This is a genomic window from Achromobacter pestifer, from assembly GCF_013267355.1.
Taxonomy (GTDB): domain Bacteria; phylum Pseudomonadota; class Gammaproteobacteria; order Burkholderiales; family Burkholderiaceae_B; genus Achromobacter; species Achromobacter pestifer_A.
In genome coordinates, this window is the sequence record NZ_CP053985.1 from 2,280,983 (window position 1) to 2,298,645 (window position 17,663).

The 17,663-nt window shown below is 67.3% G+C and carries 19 protein-coding genes; 10 read left to right on the forward strand and 9 right to left on the reverse strand.

The genetic code is table 11. From position 1 onward, the window contains the following. Window positions 1–71 precede the first annotated feature (71 nt). A complete protein-coding gene (pcaD, locus tag FOC84_RS11050) occupies window positions 72–869 on the forward strand; it encodes a 3-oxoadipate enol-lactonase (protein ID WP_173144455.1) in 798 nt (265 codons plus the stop codon). 7 nt (window positions 870–876) lie between these two features. On the opposite strand, the gene FOC84_RS11055 is transcribed toward pcaD, so the two are convergent. Further along, a complete protein-coding gene (locus tag FOC84_RS11055; protein ID WP_173144456.1) occupies window positions 877–1,779 on the reverse strand; it encodes an NAD(P)/FAD-dependent oxidoreductase in 903 nt (300 codons plus the stop codon). A gap of 124 nt (window positions 1,780–1,903) precedes the next feature. Between FOC84_RS11055 and folB the strand changes: the two genes are divergently transcribed. Next, window positions 1,904–2,263, forward strand: coding sequence for a dihydroneopterin aldolase (gene folB / locus FOC84_RS11060; protein WP_008164827.1), 360 nt, complete (start codon window positions 1,904–1,906; stop codon window positions 2,261–2,263). Between the two features lie 2 nt (window positions 2,264–2,265). Then, the gene (ttcA, locus tag FOC84_RS11065) at window positions 2,266–3,234 is read left to right on the forward strand and encodes a tRNA 2-thiocytidine(32) synthetase TtcA (RefSeq protein ID WP_173144457.1); all 969 of its coding nucleotides are present in this window, start codon (window positions 2,266–2,268) and stop codon (window positions 3,232–3,234) included. A 63-nt stretch (window positions 3,235–3,297) separates the two neighbouring features. Here ttcA and FOC84_RS11070 read toward each other — a convergent pair whose 3' ends face one another. The 5 genes from FOC84_RS11070 to apaG form a co-directional block, all read right to left on the reverse strand. Next, complete coding sequence (locus FOC84_RS11070; protein ID WP_173144458.1) at window positions 3,298–4,254, reverse strand: D-2-hydroxyacid dehydrogenase family protein; 957 nt, start codon at window positions 4,252–4,254, stop codon at window positions 3,298–3,300. A 61-nt stretch (window positions 4,255–4,315) separates the two neighbouring features. Continuing rightward, complete coding sequence (locus FOC84_RS11075) at window positions 4,316–5,113, reverse strand: DsbC family protein (protein ID WP_173144459.1); 798 nt, start codon at window positions 5,111–5,113, stop codon at window positions 4,316–4,318. Window positions 5,114–5,258: 145 nt separating this feature from the next. Beyond that, the gene (locus FOC84_RS11080; protein ID WP_173144460.1) at window positions 5,259–6,428 is read right to left on the reverse strand and encodes a UbiH/UbiF family hydroxylase; all 1,170 of its coding nucleotides are present in this window, start codon (window positions 6,426–6,428) and stop codon (window positions 5,259–5,261) included. Then, entirely contained in the window at window positions 6,425–7,726 is a 1,302-nt protein-coding gene (gene mltA, locus FOC84_RS11085) for a murein transglycosylase A (RefSeq protein ID WP_173144461.1), read from the reverse strand. The genes FOC84_RS11080 and mltA overlap by 4 nt, the downstream gene beginning before the upstream one ends. Before the next feature lie 38 nt (window positions 7,727–7,764). Next, window positions 7,765–8,139 carry a Co2+/Mg2+ efflux protein ApaG gene (apaG, locus tag FOC84_RS11090; protein ID WP_039882644.1) on the reverse strand — a complete coding sequence of 125 codons (375 nt, stop codon included), beginning with the start codon at window positions 8,137–8,139 and terminating at the stop codon, window positions 7,765–7,767. Between the two features lie 129 nt (window positions 8,140–8,268). Here apaG and rpe point away from each other — a divergent pair, with 129 nt between their 5' ends. The 7 genes from rpe (at window position 8,269) to FOC84_RS11125 (ending at window position 14,834) form a co-directional block, all read left to right on the forward strand. Further along, a complete protein-coding gene (rpe, locus tag FOC84_RS11095; RefSeq protein ID WP_173144462.1) occupies window positions 8,269–8,997 on the forward strand; it encodes a ribulose-phosphate 3-epimerase in 729 nt (242 codons plus the stop codon). Window positions 8,998–9,012: 15 nt separating this feature from the next. Continuing rightward, window positions 9,013–9,720, forward strand: a complete 708-nt coding sequence (locus tag FOC84_RS11100; protein WP_173144463.1) for a phosphoglycolate phosphatase — start codon at window positions 9,013–9,015, stop codon at window positions 9,718–9,720. Window positions 9,721–9,979: 259 nt separating this feature from the next. Next, window positions 9,980–11,500: an anthranilate synthase component I gene (gene trpE, locus FOC84_RS11105; protein ID WP_173144464.1), complete on the forward strand. Its 1,521-nt coding sequence runs from the start codon at window positions 9,980–9,982 to the stop codon at window positions 11,498–11,500. A gap of 56 nt (window positions 11,501–11,556) precedes the next feature. Next, complete coding sequence (locus FOC84_RS11110) at window positions 11,557–12,123, forward strand: aminodeoxychorismate/anthranilate synthase component II (protein ID WP_173144465.1); 567 nt, start codon at window positions 11,557–11,559, stop codon at window positions 12,121–12,123. 12 nt (window positions 12,124–12,135) lie between these two features. Continuing rightward, complete coding sequence (gene trpD, locus FOC84_RS11115; RefSeq protein WP_173144466.1) at window positions 12,136–13,167, forward strand: anthranilate phosphoribosyltransferase; 1,032 nt, start codon at window positions 12,136–12,138, stop codon at window positions 13,165–13,167. Next, the gene (gene trpC, locus FOC84_RS11120) at window positions 13,164–13,952 is read left to right on the forward strand and encodes an indole-3-glycerol phosphate synthase TrpC (RefSeq protein ID WP_173144467.1); all 789 of its coding nucleotides are present in this window, start codon (window positions 13,164–13,166) and stop codon (window positions 13,950–13,952) included. Before trpD ends, trpC begins: the two co-directional genes overlap by 4 nt. Before the next feature lie 18 nt (window positions 13,953–13,970). After that, the gene (locus tag FOC84_RS11125; RefSeq protein ID WP_173144468.1) at window positions 13,971–14,834 is read left to right on the forward strand and encodes a LysR family transcriptional regulator; all 864 of its coding nucleotides are present in this window, start codon (window positions 13,971–13,973) and stop codon (window positions 14,832–14,834) included. Window positions 14,835–14,843: 9 nt separating this feature from the next. Here the strand turns inward: FOC84_RS11125 and FOC84_RS11130 are convergent, their stop codons facing one another. The 3 genes from FOC84_RS11130 to FOC84_RS11140 are packed head-to-tail and all read right to left on the reverse strand — an operon-like array spanning window position 14,844 to window position 17,643. Next, window positions 14,844–16,016 (reverse strand): thiolase, encoded by a 1,173-nt coding sequence (locus FOC84_RS11130; RefSeq protein WP_173144469.1) that lies wholly within the window; start codon window positions 16,014–16,016, stop codon window positions 14,844–14,846. Continuing rightward, on the reverse strand, window positions 16,013–16,402 hold the full coding sequence (locus tag FOC84_RS11135; RefSeq protein ID WP_173144470.1) for a Zn-ribbon domain-containing OB-fold protein: 390 nt from the start codon (window positions 16,400–16,402) through the stop codon (window positions 16,013–16,015). The genes FOC84_RS11130 and FOC84_RS11135 overlap by 4 nt, the downstream gene beginning before the upstream one ends. Continuing rightward, on the reverse strand, window positions 16,399–17,643 hold the full coding sequence (locus tag FOC84_RS11140) for a CaiB/BaiF CoA transferase family protein (RefSeq protein ID WP_173144471.1): 1,245 nt from the start codon (window positions 17,641–17,643) through the stop codon (window positions 16,399–16,401). The genes FOC84_RS11135 and FOC84_RS11140 overlap by 4 nt, the downstream gene beginning before the upstream one ends. Window positions 17,644–17,663 lie beyond the last annotated feature (20 nt).

The following is a 17,663-nucleotide window of genomic DNA, read 5'->3' on the forward strand; positions in this document are numbered from 1 at the left end:
TTTGTAATTTTTTCTCGGCCGCTGCGCAACTACGATTTGCCTCGTACCCAATCACCGCGAGGCCGACCATCATGCAAGACGTTTCCTACTTCTCCGCCGGCGACGGCGCCCGCATCGCCTACCGCTACGACGGCCAGGCCGGCTTGCCCACGCTGGCGCTGGCGAACTCCATCGGCACCACGCTGCATATGTGGGATGCGCAGATCCCGGCGCTGACCCGCCACTTCCGCGTGCTGCGCTACGACTACCGCGGCCATGGCGCGTCCAGCGTGCCGCAGGGCCCTTACTCGCTGGACCGCCTGGGCCGCGACGTGCTGGAGCTGCTGGACGGGCTGGGCATCGAGCGCGCGCATTTCCTGGGACTGTCGCTGGGCGGCATCGTCGGCCAGTGGCTGGGCGTGCATGCGCCGCAACGCATCGGCCGCCTGGTCCTGAGCAATACCTCGGCCTATCTGGGACCGGCGCCGCAATGGGACGAACGCATCGCCGCCACGCTGCTTGCAGAAGACATGACGGAAACAGCCGAGACTTTCCTGAAGAACTGGTTTCCCGCGTCCTGGCTGCGGGACGGCAACCCTGCCATCGAACCGTTCCGCGCCATGCTGCTGAGTACCGACAAGCATGGCCTGGCAGGGGCCTTTGCCGCCGTGCGGGATTTCGACTTGCGCCGCACCGTCGCCCTGATTCCCAATCCGGCGCTGGTCATCGCGGGCCAGCACGACACGGTCACCGCGGCCAGCCATGGCGAACTGATCGCCGCCACGCTGCCCGGCGCCAAACTGCTGACGCTGCCGGCCGTGCACTTGGCGAACATCGAACTGCCCGAGGCGTTCGAGGCCGCAGTGGTGGAATTCCTGCTCGAACGTTGAGCGCGCCCTACTCCGCGCCGCGCTCCCAGCGGCGCTGGATGGCCTTGGCCGCGACCACGCCGTCGGCCATGGACGTCACCACGCAGGGATGCATGCGGTGCGCCACCTCGCCCACGGCGTAAATGTCGGGCACGCTGGTTTCGGCGGTGGCGAAGTCCGTGCGGATGTAGCCGCGTTCGTCGCGGGCCAGATGCAGGCTGTCGGCAAAGCCGGCCTGGGGCTCCCAGCCATAGAAGACCAGGATCAGGTCGTACTGCTTGCCGTCCACGCTGCGGGTGGCGGGGTCCAACTTGTACGGGCCGATGTGCACGCCTTCGCGGCCGGCGCGCGTCACCCATTGCTGTTGGGCGCGCACGCTGCGGGCATAGAGATGCACGCTGCGGGCGCCGCGGTTGCGCACGTAGACGTAGTTTTCGAAGGCGTTGTCGCCTCCGCCCAGCACCGCCACCGACAGGCCCGAATAGTCCTGCGCGACGATGGGCGAGCCCGGGCCGATCAGCACGCCAGGCCAGGAGGCGCCGGGCGGATGGTCCGGCAGCCCCTTGGCGCGCACGCCCGAGGCAATCACCAGGGTGCGCGCGCGCACCAGGGATTCGGCGCCATCGGGGCCTGCCAGCGTGGCCTCGATGCCGCCCTTGCAGGGGCGCACCCCGGTTACACGGGTTTCCAGCCGCAGCGGCACGCCGGCCGCGCGCACGCTGGCGTCGATGTTGGCGGCCACCTGCTGCCCGGTCACCCCGGGCAGCACGGCGATCCAGTCGTCGGCGAAGGGATTGTCATTGCCCAAGCCGCCCAGCCGCGGGCCTGCCTCGACCAATAGCGGGGACAGGCCCAGGCGCGCCAACCACAGGGCGCAGGAGGCGCCGGCCGGGCCGCCGCCTACAATGACCGAATCGTGCATCTGTTGCATTTCACCCCTTATTGACTGCGCCGGCGCCTCGCGGACGCCCGGACATGGCCGGATTGTAGCCAGCGCGCCGCCCCCGTTCCGCTGTCGCCTTACAATTCCGGGCTACCCCACCCAGGTTTTCATCATGCCTACACGCCGCATCATTCTTTCCGGGCTCGCGCTCGACGCCCGCATCGGCATTCTCGAGCACGAGCGCCGCGCCACCCAGCCCCTGCATGTCGACGCCGACTTCGACGTGGACATCCAGCGCTCGGTCGACGACCACGACATCCACAGCGTGCTGGACTACCGCCGTCTGCGCGAGGCCATCGTGGAAGAGTGCACCCAGGCTCACGTGAACCTGATCGAAACCCTGTCGGAACAGGTCGCGGCGCGCCTGCTGGCCGACTTCCAGGAAATCCGCGCGCTGCGCCTGCGCATCAGCAAGCCCATGGCCTTTTCCGACTGCGCGGCGGTGGGCGTGGAAATCCAGATCACGCGTTGACCATGAACGACATAGCTACCCCCGAGGTGCGCTTTCGCACCGAAGCCGAAGAAAAGGCCCGCCACGAAGGCAACAAGCTGACCAAGCGCCTGGCCCGCGAAACCACGCGCGCCCTGTCCGACTACAACATGCTTGAAGAAGGCGACCGCGTGATGGTCTGCCTGTCGGGCGGCAAGGATTCCTATGCGATGCTGGACATCCTGCTGCAGCTGCAGAAGCGCGCGCCCTTCAAGTTCGAGCTGATCGCCGTCAACCTGGACCAGAAGCAGCCAGGCTTTCCCGACCACATCCTGCCCGAGTATCTGAAAGCACTGGGCGTGCCCTTCCACATCGAGACGCAGGACACGTATTCCATCGTCACGCGCGTGCTGGAAGAGGGCAAGACCATGTGCTCGCTCTGTTCGCGCTTGCGCCGCGGCATCCTGTACCGCGTCGCCTCCGAACTGGGCGCGACCAAGATCGCGCTGGGCCATCACCGCGACGATATCCTGGGCACGTTCTTCCTGAACCTGTTCTACGGCGGCAAGGCCAAGGGCATGCCGCCCAAGCTGGTGTCCGACGACGGCCGCCACACGGTGATCCGCCCTCTGGCCTATGTGCCGGAAACCGACCTGATCGCCTATGCGGAGCTCAAGCAGTTCCCCATCATTCCCTGCAATCTCTGCGGCTCGCAGGAGAACCTGAAGCGCAAGGAAGTGGGCCGCATGATCAAGGAATGGGACAAGCAGCATCCGGGCCGCTCGTGGAACGTGTTCAATGCGCTGTCGCGCGTGGTGCCGTCGCACCTGATGGACCGGGACCTGTTCGACTTCGTGGGCTTGAAGCCCACCGGCGTGGCGGACCCCAACGGCGACACGGCATTCGACGCCGAAGACCCGCAGGAGGATGCAGGCGAAGCCTGTGGCGATACGCCGCAAGCGCTTGAGCCTGGCGCCATCGTCGAGAAGAAGGTGACGTTCACGCGCAGCTGAAAACTGCGCGGAAACAAAAAAGGCTGCCCAGGGCAGCCTTTTTACTTTTACAGCCGCTACCGCCTACGCGTTCAGCACGCGGACGGGCTTGCCGGCCTTCCATGCCTTCACCGCTTCCAGCGCGTTCTGGTAGAAGGCCTCGAAGTTCTCGCGGCTGACGTAGCCCAGGTGCGGCGTCAGGATCACGTTGTCCAGGTCGCGCACGGTATCCGTGGGCGACAGCGGTTCCTCGGGATAGACGTCCAGGCCCGCGCCCGCGATGCGGAACTTGATCAGCGCATCCATCAGGGCTTCCTGGTCCACCAGGCCGGCGCGCGAGGTGTTGACCAGATACGCGGTCGGCTTCATCGCGGCCAGCGCGGCGGCGTCGACCACGTGGCGGCTGCGTTCGGACAGGATCAAGTGCAGGCTGACCACATCGGACGTGGCGAAGAGTTCGTGCTTGTCCACCCGCTTCACGCCTGCCGCCTCGGCGCGCTCGTCGGTCAGGTTGGGGCTCCAGGCCACCACGTCCATGCCGAATGCCAGGCCCACCTTGGCGACCGCCGCCCCCAGCTTGCCCAGGCCCAGCACGCCCAGGCGCTTGCCTGCCAGCGGCTCGGGCATGGCGGTCTGCCACATGCCGCGGCGCATCGCCGCGTCTTCGGCCGGCAGGTGCTTGAACAGGCCCAGGATGTGGGCCCAGGCCAGCTCGGCCGTGGCGGTGTTGGCGTCGGCGCTGCCGGGCGCGCCGCAGACGATGATGCCCTGCTCGGCGCAGGCCTGCATGTCGATGGCGTTGTTGCGCATGCCCGTGGTGACCAGCAGGCGCAAATTCGGCAGGGCGCGGATCCGTTCTGCAGGGAACGGCGTGCGCTCGCGCATGGCGACGATCACGTCGTAGGGTTCGAGCGTGGGCTCGACCTGCTCTTCGGGGATGAAGTTGTTGAAGATCTGCACCTCGGCGTTACCGCCCAGCGAGGTCCAATCCGCATAGCGCTTGGCTACGTCGTGGTAATCGTCGAGTATTGCGATTTTCAAAAGCTGTCTCCGGGGGCTTGGCGCCTGTGGCGCCAGCCTCCCGGCCGGCGCCGCGCGCCGGTCAGTTCAAGCGGGCTTTGAATTGCTCCAGCGGCAAGGCGCCGCTGACGCGCGAGCCGTCTGCAAAGAACGTGGTCGGCGTGCCGCGCACCATCAGCTTCTGGCCCAGGGCCAGCAGCTTGTCCTCGGGCACGTCGCAATTCGCGGTGGCGGGCTTCTTGCCGCGCAGCATCCAGTCGTCCCAGGCGGCGCCCGGGTCCTTCGAGCACCACACGTCGCGCACCTTGTCCTTGGAATCCGGCGACAGGATGGGATAGAGGAAGGTGTAGACGGTGATGTTGTCGACGTTTTCCAGCGTCTTGCGCAATTGCTTGCAGTAGCCGCAGTTGGGGTCTTCGAAGATCGCGACCTTGCGCGAGCCGTCGCCCTTGACCTGCTTGATGGCCAGGTCCAGCGGCAGCTGGTCGAAGGACACGGCGCTCAGGCGCTCCTGCGTTTCGCGGGTGACGTCGCGGCGCGTCATGGCGTCGATCAACGGACCTTCCATGACCCAGGTCACCTTTTCATCCGTGTAGATCAGGTCCATGCCCAGCTGCACTTCGAACAGGCCATAGGGCGTGCGGCGCACGGCCGTCACGTCCATGCCGTCGAACCGCTGGCGAAAGCGGTCCTTGACCGCGTCCGCCACGGGGTCGGCTGGCGCCACCTGGGTGGTGGAGTAGCTCTTGTCGCCCTTGGCGGGCTGCCCCACGGACTGGGTGGAGACAGACTTGTCGCCCTGGGCCGCCGCGCCGGCGGACATGCCCAGGCCCGCGGCCAGGAAACAAGCCGCCAGGGTGGCGGATATGCGGAAATTCATCGGTACTCCTGTACTTGTCTATCGTGTTCTTGTGCGGAAAGGGTAACCGATCCGCGCCTGGGCGAATCCGGCCCTGCACGGGCAGGCGCCCCCTATGGGTCAGACAGTCCGCCCGCGGGCGAGGTTCCACAGGGCGGATCCGGCCCTAGTTGGCCGAAGCGCCGGTAATCAGGCGGCGCTTGATCAAGGGCGCCCGTTCCACCCAGTGCATGCCGGCATTGCGCAGCCAGACCAGCGGCGTGGCCCGCGAGGCGAACAACTTGTGCAGGCCGTCGGTAGCCAGGCGCATGGCCAGCACCGGCTCGGCGCGCGCGCGCTGGTAGCGGTGCAGCACGCGCAGGTCGCCCGCGGCGCGGAAGGCTTCGCGGCCGGTGACGACGCGGGCCAGGGCTTCGACGTCGCCCAGGCCCAGGTTCAGCCCTTGGCCCGCCAGCGGATGCAGGCGGTGCGCCGCGTCGCCCGCCAGCGCGATGCCGGGCGCGACCATCTGGGCGCGTTCCAGCGTCAAGGGAAATCCATGCAGCTTGCTGCGGACCTTCAGCGCGCCCAGGCGGCCTTCGGCGGCGTCGGCCAGCAAGGCTTCCAGGCGGACGGCCTGCTCCTCGGGCGGCAAGGCCAGCAGCGCCTGGGCCAGTTCGGTGCGCATGGACCAGACCATGGAGACCTGCGGACCGGCCGAGGTATCGGGCAGCGGCAGCAGCGCCAGCACGCCGTCGTCGCGGAACCACTGGAAAGCGGTGCCCTGGTGCGGACGCTCAGCGTCCAGGTGCACCACCAGGCCCGTGTCCTCGTAGGACACGGATTCATGCTTCAACCCGGCAGCTTCGCGCAGCGGCGACGCCGCGCCATCGGCGCCCACGAACAGCTCGGCCTCGATGCGCGCGCCGCCTTCGGTGTCGATGGCACCGTCGCGGTAACCCGTGCAGCGGTCCTCCAGCCAGGGGATCCCGAACATGCGGACCGCCTGGATCAGCACGCGCTCGATTTCGCCGGACTCGACGATCCAGGCCAGCTGCGGCAGCGCCGCCTGCCAGGCGCTCAGGTTCACCTGGCCGTCGGCGTCGCCGTGGATTTCCATGGCGTTCACCGGCGTCAGCCGGGACGCGGGCATGGCGTCCCACACGCCGAGGTCGGCCAGAAAGCGCTGGCTGGCGGGCGAAATGGCGTAGACGCGCGGGTGATAGCGGTCCGAATCGGCCGGCGGCACGCTGGCGCGCGGCGCCAGCACGGCCACGCGCTGGCCGCGGCGGGCCAGCGCCAAGGCGGTGGACAGGCCGACGATGCCGGCCCCGCAAACGACGATCTGATGGCTCATCTTGCGCTCGGCTCCCCGGCCTGTTTCGGCCACAGCACCCACATCTGGCCGCGCTGCTTCATGCGGCCGGCCTGCTGCCCGGCCTCATCGCCGTAGCCCCAGTAGAAGTCGGCGCGGGCGGCGCCGCGGATGGCCGTGCCCGTGTCCTGGGCCAGCACCAGGCGCTGCAGCGGCCGGTCGGACGCCGGGTAGGTGGTGGCCAGGAACACCGGCGTGCCCAGCGGCACGAAGCCCGCGTCGACCGCGATCGAGCGCATGGGGGCCAGCGGCACCACATAGGCGCCCTTGGGGCCTTGTTCCGGATCGACCACCGCCTCTTCGCGGAAGAACACCACCGCCGGATTGGCGTTGAGCATCTCCGGCACGCGCTTGGGGTTGCGCTGGGCCCAGGCGCGGATGTTCTGCATCGAGGCCTGGTCGGCGGACAGCTCGCCCCGGTCTATCAGCCAGCGGCCGATGGACGCATAGGGCTGGCCGTTATGGTCGGCATAGGCCACGCGGATGGTCTTGCCGGAATCGGGGCCGTCGGTCAGCTGCACGCGGCCCGAGCCCTGCACCTGCAGGAAGAAGTTGTCGACGGGGTCATCCACCCACACCAGCACGGGCGGGCGGCGACCAGACGATTCGATGGCGGCGCGCGAGTCGTAGGGCACCACGCGCTTGCCGTCCAGCTTGCCGCGCACGCGCTTGCCGGCCAGTTCCGGATAGATCGAACCCAGGTCGATGGTCAACAGGTCCGCGGGCACGGTGTACAGCGGCCATTGGTGGCTGCCGCCCTGGCGGCGCGAACCGCGCACCAGGGGCTCGTAATAGCCCGTCACGGTATTGGTGGCCGGCTTGCCGTCGGCCGCGTTCAGGCGCCAGGGCTGCAGATAGGTCTGGAGAAAGCGGCGCACGCCCTCGCCGTCGCCGGCGGCGGGCGCGCGGGCCGGATCCACGGCGGCGGCGCAAACCGGCTGCCAGGCGCGCGGCGTGGCGCGCGCGGGCGCGGCCAGGTTGCCGCTGGTCGGCCGCATCTGTCCGCGACAGTTGCGCAAGAACAGGGGCCAGAAGCGCGACAGGTCATCATTGGTCCAGCCCGGCATTTCGGCCCAGTTGGCCGCCTTGAACTTGCCCGCCAGCGCGCGCGGCGGGGAGTCAGGCAAGGACGACAGCGACGGCACCACCAGGGGGCCGTCAGCCGCCGGCGTGGACGGGCCGGGGATGCCGGTCGAGCCGGAGTCGGGAGGGATATCGGAGGGAGTGGAACATGCCGCCAGCAAGACGGACAGCACGGACAAGCTGAGAATGCGCTTCATGAGCAAATGAAAAAACGAGCGACGGGTGGCCGGGCCATTCAATGCAGGGTACGCGGCATGGCCAGGACGAATTCGGAGATCGGCACTTCGAACGGAATGCCGTTCTCGCCGACGCAGTGGTAGGTGCCCCGCATCGTGCCCACCGGCGTGGGCAGGGGACAGCCGCTGGTGTACTCGAAGGTTTCGCCGGGCGCCAGCAAGGGCTGCTGCCCCACGATGCCCAGCCCGCGTACTTCCTGCACGCGCTGGTTGCCGTCGGTGATGATCCAGTGGCGGCTGATCACCTGGGCGGGATGCTCGCCGGTATTGGTGATGCGGACGGTGTAGGCGAACACGAACTGCTGTTCGCCAGGATCGGACTGTTCGGGCACGAAGCGCGGAGAGACAGAGACGCTCAGGTCGTAAGGTTTCACAGTCCTTCCCTGTGTGATGCTGGCGGGCCGCCGTGGTACGGCGCCGGGCGCTTGAAAAGACGCGGTTCTCGGGCCGACTGGACCGGGCCATTCCCGGTACGGGCCCTCAAACTGCAATAATGGCACATTATGCCCTCCCCGATCCCGAACATCATGTCTACCCAACAGGCTTCCACCCGCATCACCCCCAGCATCCTGTCGGCCGACTTCGCCCGCCTGGGCGAGGAAGTCCGCAACGTCGTCGCCGCCGGCGCCGACTGGATCCACGTGGACGTGATGGACAATCACTATGTCCCCAATCTGACCATCGGCCCGATGGTGTGCGCGGCGATCCGCCCCCACGTCCAGGTGCCCATCGACGTGCACCTGATGGTGGAACCGGTGGACGACCTGGTGCCGATGTTCGCCAAGGCCGGCGCCGACTACATCAGCTTCCACCCGGACGCCAGCCGCCACGTGGACCGCACGCTGTCGCTGATCCGTGAAAACGGCTGTAAGGCCGGCCTGGTGTTCAACCCCGCCACCCCGCTGTCCTATCTGGACTACGTGATGGACAAGATCGACCTGATCCTGATCATGTCGGTGAATCCGGGCTTCGGCGGCCAGAGCTTCATCCCCGGCGCGCTGACCAAGCTGCGCGAGGCGCGCGCCAAGATCGACGCCTGGATGCAGGCCGGCGGCCAGGAAATCGTGCTGCAGGTCGACGGCGGCGTGAAGATCGACAACATCGCTGAAATCCGCCGCGCCGGCGCCGACACCTTCGTGGCCGGCTCCGCCATCTTCGGCAAGCCGGACTATGCCGGCATCATCAAGTCCATGCGCGAACAGATCGCCATCGGCGAAACCACCGCCATCTAAGCCCCGGGAACCGACATGACCGCTTTTCGCGCCGCGCTGCTGGACCTGGACGGCACCCTGCTGGACTCGATTCCCGACCTGGCCTTCGCCGCCAACGCCATGCGCGTGGAACTGGGCATGTCGCCGCTGCGCGAAGACGTGGTGGCCACCTTCGTCGGCAAGGGCGTGGACAACCTGGTGCGCCGCAGCCTGGCCGGCAGCCTGGACGCGGCCGATCCCACCGCCGCCGAGTTCGATGTCGCCCGCGCCGCCTTCTACCGCCACTACCACCTGTCCAATGGTGAAAAAGCGCAGATCTACCCTGGCGTCATCGAAGGCCTGAAGCTCATGCGCGAGCAGGGCCTGAAGCTGGCCGTCGTCACCAACAAGCCCACCGAATTCACCCTGCCGCTGCTGCAGCGCACGGGCCTGGCGGGCTTTTTCGACGCGGTGGTCTGCGGCGACACCTGCGCGCGCCGCAAGCCGGACCCCGACCAGGTGTTGCACGCCTGCGACTTGCTCGGCGTCGCCGCGCGGGAAGCCGTGACCATCGGCGATTCCGTCAATGACGCTCAGGCCGGCCGCAGCGCCGGCACCCAGGTCCTGGTGGTGCCTTACGGTTACAACGAAGGCCGGGACGTGCGCGAGCTGGATGTCGATGGTATAGTTGACACGCTAGTCGCCGCCGCCCAGTGGGTCGCGCTCTGGAATCAAAACCGGAACGCGGCAAAAACAGGCTCCTGAACACCCGGCGGCTCACCGCGAATTCAATACTGAACAAAGCTCAATGAACGTTTCCATCCAGAACCAAATGCTCGGCGCCTCGTGGCGCTGGTGGCGTTTGTCTTCCGGGTGGCGATGATCCCTCCCGGCCCTGGACGCGTATGCCGCCTAGTGCCGTAGCTGTGTAAACACAGAGCCAAGCCCGGAACCAGTAACCTGGACCGGGCTTTTTTGTTGCGCGCCTGGTCCGATAGCAGATAAATCGCTCACGAGACCCGACATGACCGAAATCGAATTCAAGGCCCTCGCCGCACAAGGCTACAACCGCATCCCGCTGGTCGCCGAAACCTATGCCGACCTGGACACCCCGCTGGGCATCTACCTGAAGCTGGCGCACGCCGGCCCCCAGGGCGGGCGCATGACCTGCCTGATGGAATCGGTGGTGGGCGGCGAGCGCTTCGGCCGCTATTCCTTCATCGGCCTGCCGGCCCGCACGGTGATCCGCGCCAGCGGCACCCGCACCGAGGTGCTGCACGACGGCAAGATCGCCGAGACCCATGACGGCGATCCGCTGGCCTTCATCGAGCAGTACCAAAGCCGCTTCAAGGTCGCCCTGCGCCCGGGCATGCCGCGCTTCTGCGGCGGTCTGGCGGGTTACTTCGGCTACGACACGGTGCGCCACATCGAGCCCTGCCTGGGCCCCGCGGTCAAGCCGTTCCCCGCCGGCATGGAAGGCGGCACGCCCGACCTGATGCTGATGCACGTGGACGAACTGGTCATCGTCGACAACCTGGCCGGCCGCATCTACCTGATGGTCTACGCCGACCCGAGCCAGCCCGAATCCTACAGCCGCGCCCAACAGCGCCTGCACGATCTGCGCGCGCGCCTGCGACGCCCCGTGGAAATCCCCTACAGCCACGCCAGCATGCAGACCGAGGAGCGGCGCGACTTCAAGAAGGAAGACTATCTGGCGGCCGTGCACCGCGCCAAGGAACACATCGCCGCCGGCGACCTGATGCAGGTGCAGATCGGCCAGGTCATCGCCAAGCCCTTCCGCGACTCCCCCCTCTCCCTCTACCGCGCCCTGCGGTCGCTCAACCCCTCCCCCTACATGTACTTCTGGAACTTCGGCGACTTCCAGGTGGTCGGCGCGTCGCCCGAGATCCTGGTGCGCCAGGAGCGCGTGGTGGAGAACGGCGAGCCCAAGTCGCAGATCACGATCCGCCCGCTGGCCGGCACCCGCAAGCGCGGCGGCACGCCCGAGGAAGACGCCGCCCTGGCCGCCGAACTGAAGGCCGATCCCAAGGAAGTGGCCGAGCACGTGATGCTGATCGACCTGGCGCGCAACGACGTGGGCCGCGTGGCCCAGGTCGGCTCGGTCAAGGTCAGCGACACCATGGTGATCGAACGCTATTCGCACGTGATGCACCTGGTGTCCAACGTCACCGGCACGCTGAACCCGGGCATGAGCAGCATGGACGTGCTGCGCGCCTCCTTCCCCGCCGGCACCCTGACCGGCGCGCCCAAGGTCGAGGCCATGAAGATCATCGACGAGCTGGAACCCGTGCGCCGCGGCATCTACGGCGGCGCGGCCGGCTACCTGAGCTACGGCGGCGAAATGGACGTGGCCATCGCCATCCGCACCGGCGTCATCAAGGACGGCACGCTGTACGTGCAGGCCGCCGCCGGCATCGTGGCCGATTCCAACCCTGAAGCCGAATGGGCCGAAACCGAAGCCAAGGCCCGCGCGGTGCTGCGCGCGGCGGAGCAGGTGCAGCACGGCCTGGACGAGCCCATCTGAGGCCCCGCCCCCACCGGACATATCCGGGCCGCCGGGCGGCCCTACAGGAGAATTAAATGCTGTTGATGATCGACAACTACGACTCTTTCACCTACAACTTGGTTCAGTACCTCGGTGAACTGGGCGAGGACGTGCGCGTGGCGCGCAACGACCAGATCACGCTGGAAGAGATCACCGCCATGAACCCCGACCGCATCTGCGTGTCGCCCGGTCCCTGCTCGCCGGCCGAGGCCGGCATCTCGGTGCCCGTGATCCAGGCCTTCGCGGGCAAGAAGCCCATCCTGGGCGTATGCCTGGGCCATCAGGCCATCGGCGCGGCCTACGGCGGCGACATCGTGCGGGCGCAGCAGATCATGCACGGCAAGACGGTGCAAATCTCGCACACGGGCACGGACCTCTTCACTGGTCTGCCCACCCCGTACACCGTGATCCGTTACAACTCGCTGACCATAGACCCCGCCACCCTGCCCGACTGCCTGGCCGTGACCGCGACCGCGCCGGACGGCGACATCATGGGCGTGCGCCACAAGACCCTGCCGCTATACGGAGTACAGTTCCATCCCGAGTCGGTGCTCAGCGAGCACGGCCATGCCCTGCTCCGCAATTTCCTGAACCTCGCCTAAGAAGGACGCATCGTGACTATTTCCCCCGCCGAAGCGCTGACGCGCTGCATTGAACACCGCGAAATTTTCCACGACGAAATGCTGCATCTGATGCGCATGCTGATGCGCGGCGAAATGTCGCCGCAGATCGCAAGCGCCTTGCTGATGGGCCTGCGCGTGAAAAAGGAAACCATAGGCGAGATCACCGCGGCCGCGCAGGTCATGCGCGAATTCGCCACGCCCGTGGTCACGCCCAACCCGGCCGACCTGCTGGACATGTGCGGCACCGGCGGCGACGGCAGCCACACCTTCAACATTTCCACCACCGCCATGTTCGTAGCGGCGGCGGCCGGCGTGCCGATCGCCAAGCACGGCAACCGCAGCGCCTCGTCCTCCAGCGGCAGCGCCGACGTGCTGGAAGCCCTGGGCGCCAACCTGGTGCTCACGCCCGAGCAGGTGGCCGAGTGCATCCAGGCCACCGGCATCGGCTTCATGTTCGCGCCTGCCCACCATGGCGCCATGAAGAACGTGGCCGCCGTCCGCAAGGAGCTGGGCGTGCGGACGATCTTCAACATCCTGGGCCCGCTGACCAATCCGGCCGGCGCCGCCAACCAGCTGATGGGCGTATTCCACCCCGACCTGGTCGGCATCCAGGTGCGCGTGCTGGAACGCCTGGGTTCGCGCCATGTGCTGGTGGTGCACGGCAAGGACGGCATGGACGAGGCCTCGCTGGGCGGCGCCACCCTGGTCGGGGAACTCAAGGACGGAAAAGTCCTCGAATATGAGATCCATCCCGAGGACTACGGGCTATCCATGATGTCCAACCGGAGCATCAAGGTGTCCAATCGCGAACAATCGCGCGAGCTTGTCATAGAGGCGCTTGAAAATGTCGAGGGCACCGCCCGCGACATCGTCGCGCTCAATGCGGGACTCGCCATCTATGCTGGCAATAAAGCCGATTCCATTCCCGAAGCCTTAGCACTAGCATTCGAATTGATCTCCACCGGCGCGGCTCGAGCCAAGCTGGAAGAATTCTGCGCATATACCCGGAAATTCCTGAAATGAACGATATTCTCGCGAAGATCCTCGCCGTCAAGGCCGAGGAAGTCGCCGCCGCTCGCCAGATGCGCAGCGAAGCCGAAGTCCTGCGCGAAGCGCAGGCGCGGCAGGACGTGCGTGGCTTTGCCCAAGCCATCGAAGACAAGATTGCGCAAGGCAAGCCCGGCGTCATCGCTGAAATCAAGAAGGCCTCGCCCTCCAAGGGCGTGCTGCGCGACCCTTTCGTCCCCCCGGAAATCGCGTCTTCGTACGCGGTGCACGGCGCGGCCTGCCTATCGGTGCTGACCGACGTGCAGTTCTTCCAGGGTTCCCACGACCACCTGCGCCAGGCGCGCGCGGCATGCTCGCTGCCGGTGCTGCGCAAGGACTTCGTGATCGATCCGTACCAGATCATCGCCGCGCGCGCCATGGGCGCGGACTGCGTGCTGCTGATCGTGGCCGCGCTCAGCCCCGCGCAACTGCGCGACTATGAAACGCTGGCGATGGAACTGGGCATGGACGTGCTGGTGGAAGTGCACGACACCAAGGAGCTGGAGATCGCGCTGACCATGAAGACGCCGCTGCTCGGCATCAACAACCGCAACCTGCGCACCTTCGAGACCAGCCTGTCGAACACGTTGGACCTGCTGCCCCAGATCCCCGCGGGCAAGCGCGTCGTGACCGAAAGCGGCATCCTCAGGCCGGAAGACGTGCAGCTGATGCGCCAGCACAAGGTCAATGCCTTCCTGGTGGGCGAAGCCTTCATGCGCGCCAAGGATCCGGGCGCGGAACTTGCGCGCCTGATGGGCTGACCGCCCGCCCGGGAGCCCATGGACACCACCTTCCTGCTCAATTTCATCCAGGTCATCGAGCAGGGTTCGATCGCCGAGGTCGCGCGCAAGAACGGCTTGACGCCGGCAGCGGTCAACCAGCGCATCAAGAAGGTCGAGGACGAGCTCGGCTTCAAGCTGGTGGTGCGTTCCGGCCGCACCGTCAAACCCACGGTCGAAGGCGCGCAAATCCTGGCGCAGGCCAAGCACGTCATGGAAGAGGTGCGCAACCTGAAGGCCGCGTCCCAGGGGCCGGTGGTGTTCGGCCACCTCACCCTGGGCGCGTTCGATTCGGCCATGACCACGCTGATGCCCACGCTGCTGGCGCGGCTCATCGCCCGGTATCCGAATCTGGAAATCAGCCTGGTCAAGGGCTATTCCGTCAATCTCTACAGCAAGATCTGTGACGGCGAGATGGACGCGGCGCTGATACTGCAGCCGCAGTTCCAGATGCCCAAGAACCTGGAATGGCGGCGGGTGCGCGACGAGCCTTTGGTGGTGCTGGCGCCGGCCTCGCTGACCGAAACGGACCCGCACCAGCTGCTGCGCGCCAATCCGCTGATCTGCTACGACCGCAAGCTGTGGGGCGGACAGCTCGCCGCCAACTACTTCCGGCAGCACAGCATACGGCCCAAGATACGGATCGAAACCGCGTCCATCGAGGTCATCGCACTGCTGGTGGGCCAGGGACTGGGCGTGTCCCTGGTGCCGGACGGCGCCGGCGAACTGCGCCCGGACTCCGGGCTGCGCAAGATCCCCCTGCCGGGCGACGAGCACTTCCGCAGCGTCGGCCTGCTGTGGAACCGGCAATCGGTCCGCGCCGCCCTGATCGAGGAAATCTACGGGATCGCGCGGGCCGCCTGAGGCGGGACCTCAGCAGGTACCCTCGGCGCCCAGAATGACCGTGGACTGGCTGGACAGCGTGCCGCCGTTGCCGTGCGCCAGCGCCAGGCGCGCATCCCGGACCTGCCGCTCGCCCGCCTGGCCGCGCAGCTGGCGCACCGCTTCGATCACCAGGAACACCCCGTACATGCCCGGGTGCACGCAGGACAGCCCGCCCCCGTTCGTGTTCACCGCCAGCCTGCCGCCCGGGGCGATGCCGCCGTCGCGCACGAAGGCTCCGCCCTCGCCCTTGGCGCAGAATCCCAGGTCTTCCAGGAACAGGATGGTGTTGATGGTGAAGGCGTCGTACAGCTGCGCCACGTCGATGTCGGCCGGGCGGTACCCGGCCATCTCGAACGCCAGCGCGCCCGACTGGCGCGCCGCGGTGGTGGTCAGGCTCTCCATCGCGGATATCTGGCGGTTCCATACGGCCGTCGCGCTGCCCAGGATGTAGGCGGGCGGTTGCGGCAGATCCCGCGCGCGGTCGGCCCGCGTCATCACGAAGGCGCCCGCGCCATCCGTCACCAGGCAGCAATCGCGGACCGTCAGGGGATCCGATACCCTGCGGGCGCCCAACACGTCGTCGATCGACAGGGGCTCGCGGGAATAGGCTTCGGGATTGAGTTGCGCCCAGCGGCGCGCCGCCACCGCGACTTCGGCCAGGTCCTCGCGGCGCGTACCGAACTCGTGCATGTGGCGCTTGGCGGCCAGCGCATAGGCGCTGGGCGGGTTCAGCGGCTCATAGGGCATTTCGTAGGGTTGGGGATCCAGCGCCTTGCGCGTGGCGGCGATCGCCGAGCGCCCGACGGCGGCCGTCTTCTGCGCGCTGCCGTAGCAGACCAGCACGGCGTTGCACTGCCCCGAATCCAGCGCATGGGCTGCCGCCAGGATGTAAGACATGAAGCTGGAGCCGCCCAGGCAGGTTCCATCGATATAGGTGGGGCGGATGCCCAGGGTTTCGATGACGGACATCGGCCACATGCTGGCCGCCACGCTGGACGTCGCGATGCCGTCGATGTCGCGCATCTGCAGGCCCGCATCCCGCACTGCCGCATGGGCGGCCCGCACCAGCAGTTCCATGTCCGTATAGCCCGGCGCCTGGCCCAGGCCGAAGTGGCCGACGCCGGCGATGACCGTCTTACCCCGCAGTTGCCGGTAGTTCATCGCCGCGCCTCCTCGAACAGCACGGCGGCGGCGCCGTCGCGCTCGCCGATCACGGCCTTTACCGCCATGCCGATGCGCACCTGCTCAGGCGGCATGCCCACAACGTTGGACATCATCCGCACGCCCTCCTCCAGATCGACCAACGAAACGTTGTAGTCGCCGCCGGCCTCGGGCTTGCGCGCAACAGTGGTGCAGCTGTAGACGGTGGCCCGTCCCGCTGGCGCGACCCAGGCCAGCGCATCCTTGCCGCAATGCGGGCAGATTTCGCGCGGATGGAACACGTGGCGCGCGCAATCCGCGCAGCGCTGGATCAGGAAGCGCCCCTGCGCCAGATGGTCGAAGTACTGCTTCTGCGTCCCCGTGTCGGCGGTTGGTGCGCTGCTCATCGTGATTCTCCATGGTTCGCGGGCTGTTGCAGCGCCGCGATTTCGGCTTCGGTGCATCCGAGCCTGGCGCTCAAGACGCTCTGTGTGTCGGCGCCCAGCAAGGGTGCCGCATTGCGGTAGGCGACCGGACTGCCCGAGAAACGCATCGGACTGCGGACCTGCGGCACGCTGCCGCAAACCGGATGCGGCAACGAGAACTTCAGGCCTCGCGCCCGCACCTGCGGGTCCTGATGGACCTGGGCGATGTCATTGATCACGCCCACCGGCACCCCGGCGGCATCCAGCAGGCTGACCCATTCGTCGCGGCCGCGCGTGAGGAACAACCGCTCCAGATCGGGAATGAGCGTGCCCTTGCCGAGCACGCGGCCGGTATTGGTCCGATAGCGCTCGTCCTCGGCCAGATCCGGGCGTCCCGCGGCCGCGCAGAACTTCTGGAACTGGCCGTCGTTGCCGACCCCCAGCACCACATAGCCATCCGCAGCCTCGAACACCTGGTAAGGCGCCAGGTTGACGTGGGCATTGCCTTCGCGCCGCGGCACCTCGCCAGACAGGAAGTAATTGAAGTTCTGCACGCCCAGCGCCGCTACCTGGCAATCCAGCATGGAGATGTCGATGTGCTGGCCCAGGCCGCTGCGGCTGCGCTCATGCAGCGCCGCGAGGATGGCGCTGGTGGCGTACATGCCCGCCATCAGGTCGGCGGCGGCATTGCCGGCCTTTTGCGGACCGCCGCCAGGCAGCGCATCCTTTTCACCGGTGATGCTCATCAATCCGCCCAGCGCCTGGATCACGAAGTCATAGCCGGGCTTTTCCGCGTAGGGCCCGTCCTGGCCGAAGCCCGTGATGGAGCAATAGATGAGGCGCGGATTCAGCTCCCGCAGGCTGGCGTAGTCCAGGCCGTACTTGCGCAGGCCGCCCACCTTGAAATTCTCGACGAAGATGTCGCAGCCGGCTGCCAGCCGGCGCACCGCGTCCGCGCCGGCCTGGGTCGCGATGTCCAGCGCCAACGACTTCTTGTTGCGGTTGGCGGCCAGGTAATACGCCGATTCCTGCGTGCGCCGGCCTTCGGCGTCCATCAGGTTGGGCGGCCCCCAGCCCCGGGTGTCGTCGCCCGACAGCGGGCGTTCGATCTTCAGCACTTCGGCGCCCAGGTCGGCCAGGTTCTGTGTGCACCAGGGGCCCGCCATGATGCGGGTCATATCCAGCACCGTGATGCCGCCAAGCGGAGGTTCTCTGTTAGACATAGGATGTGTGTACGTGGATG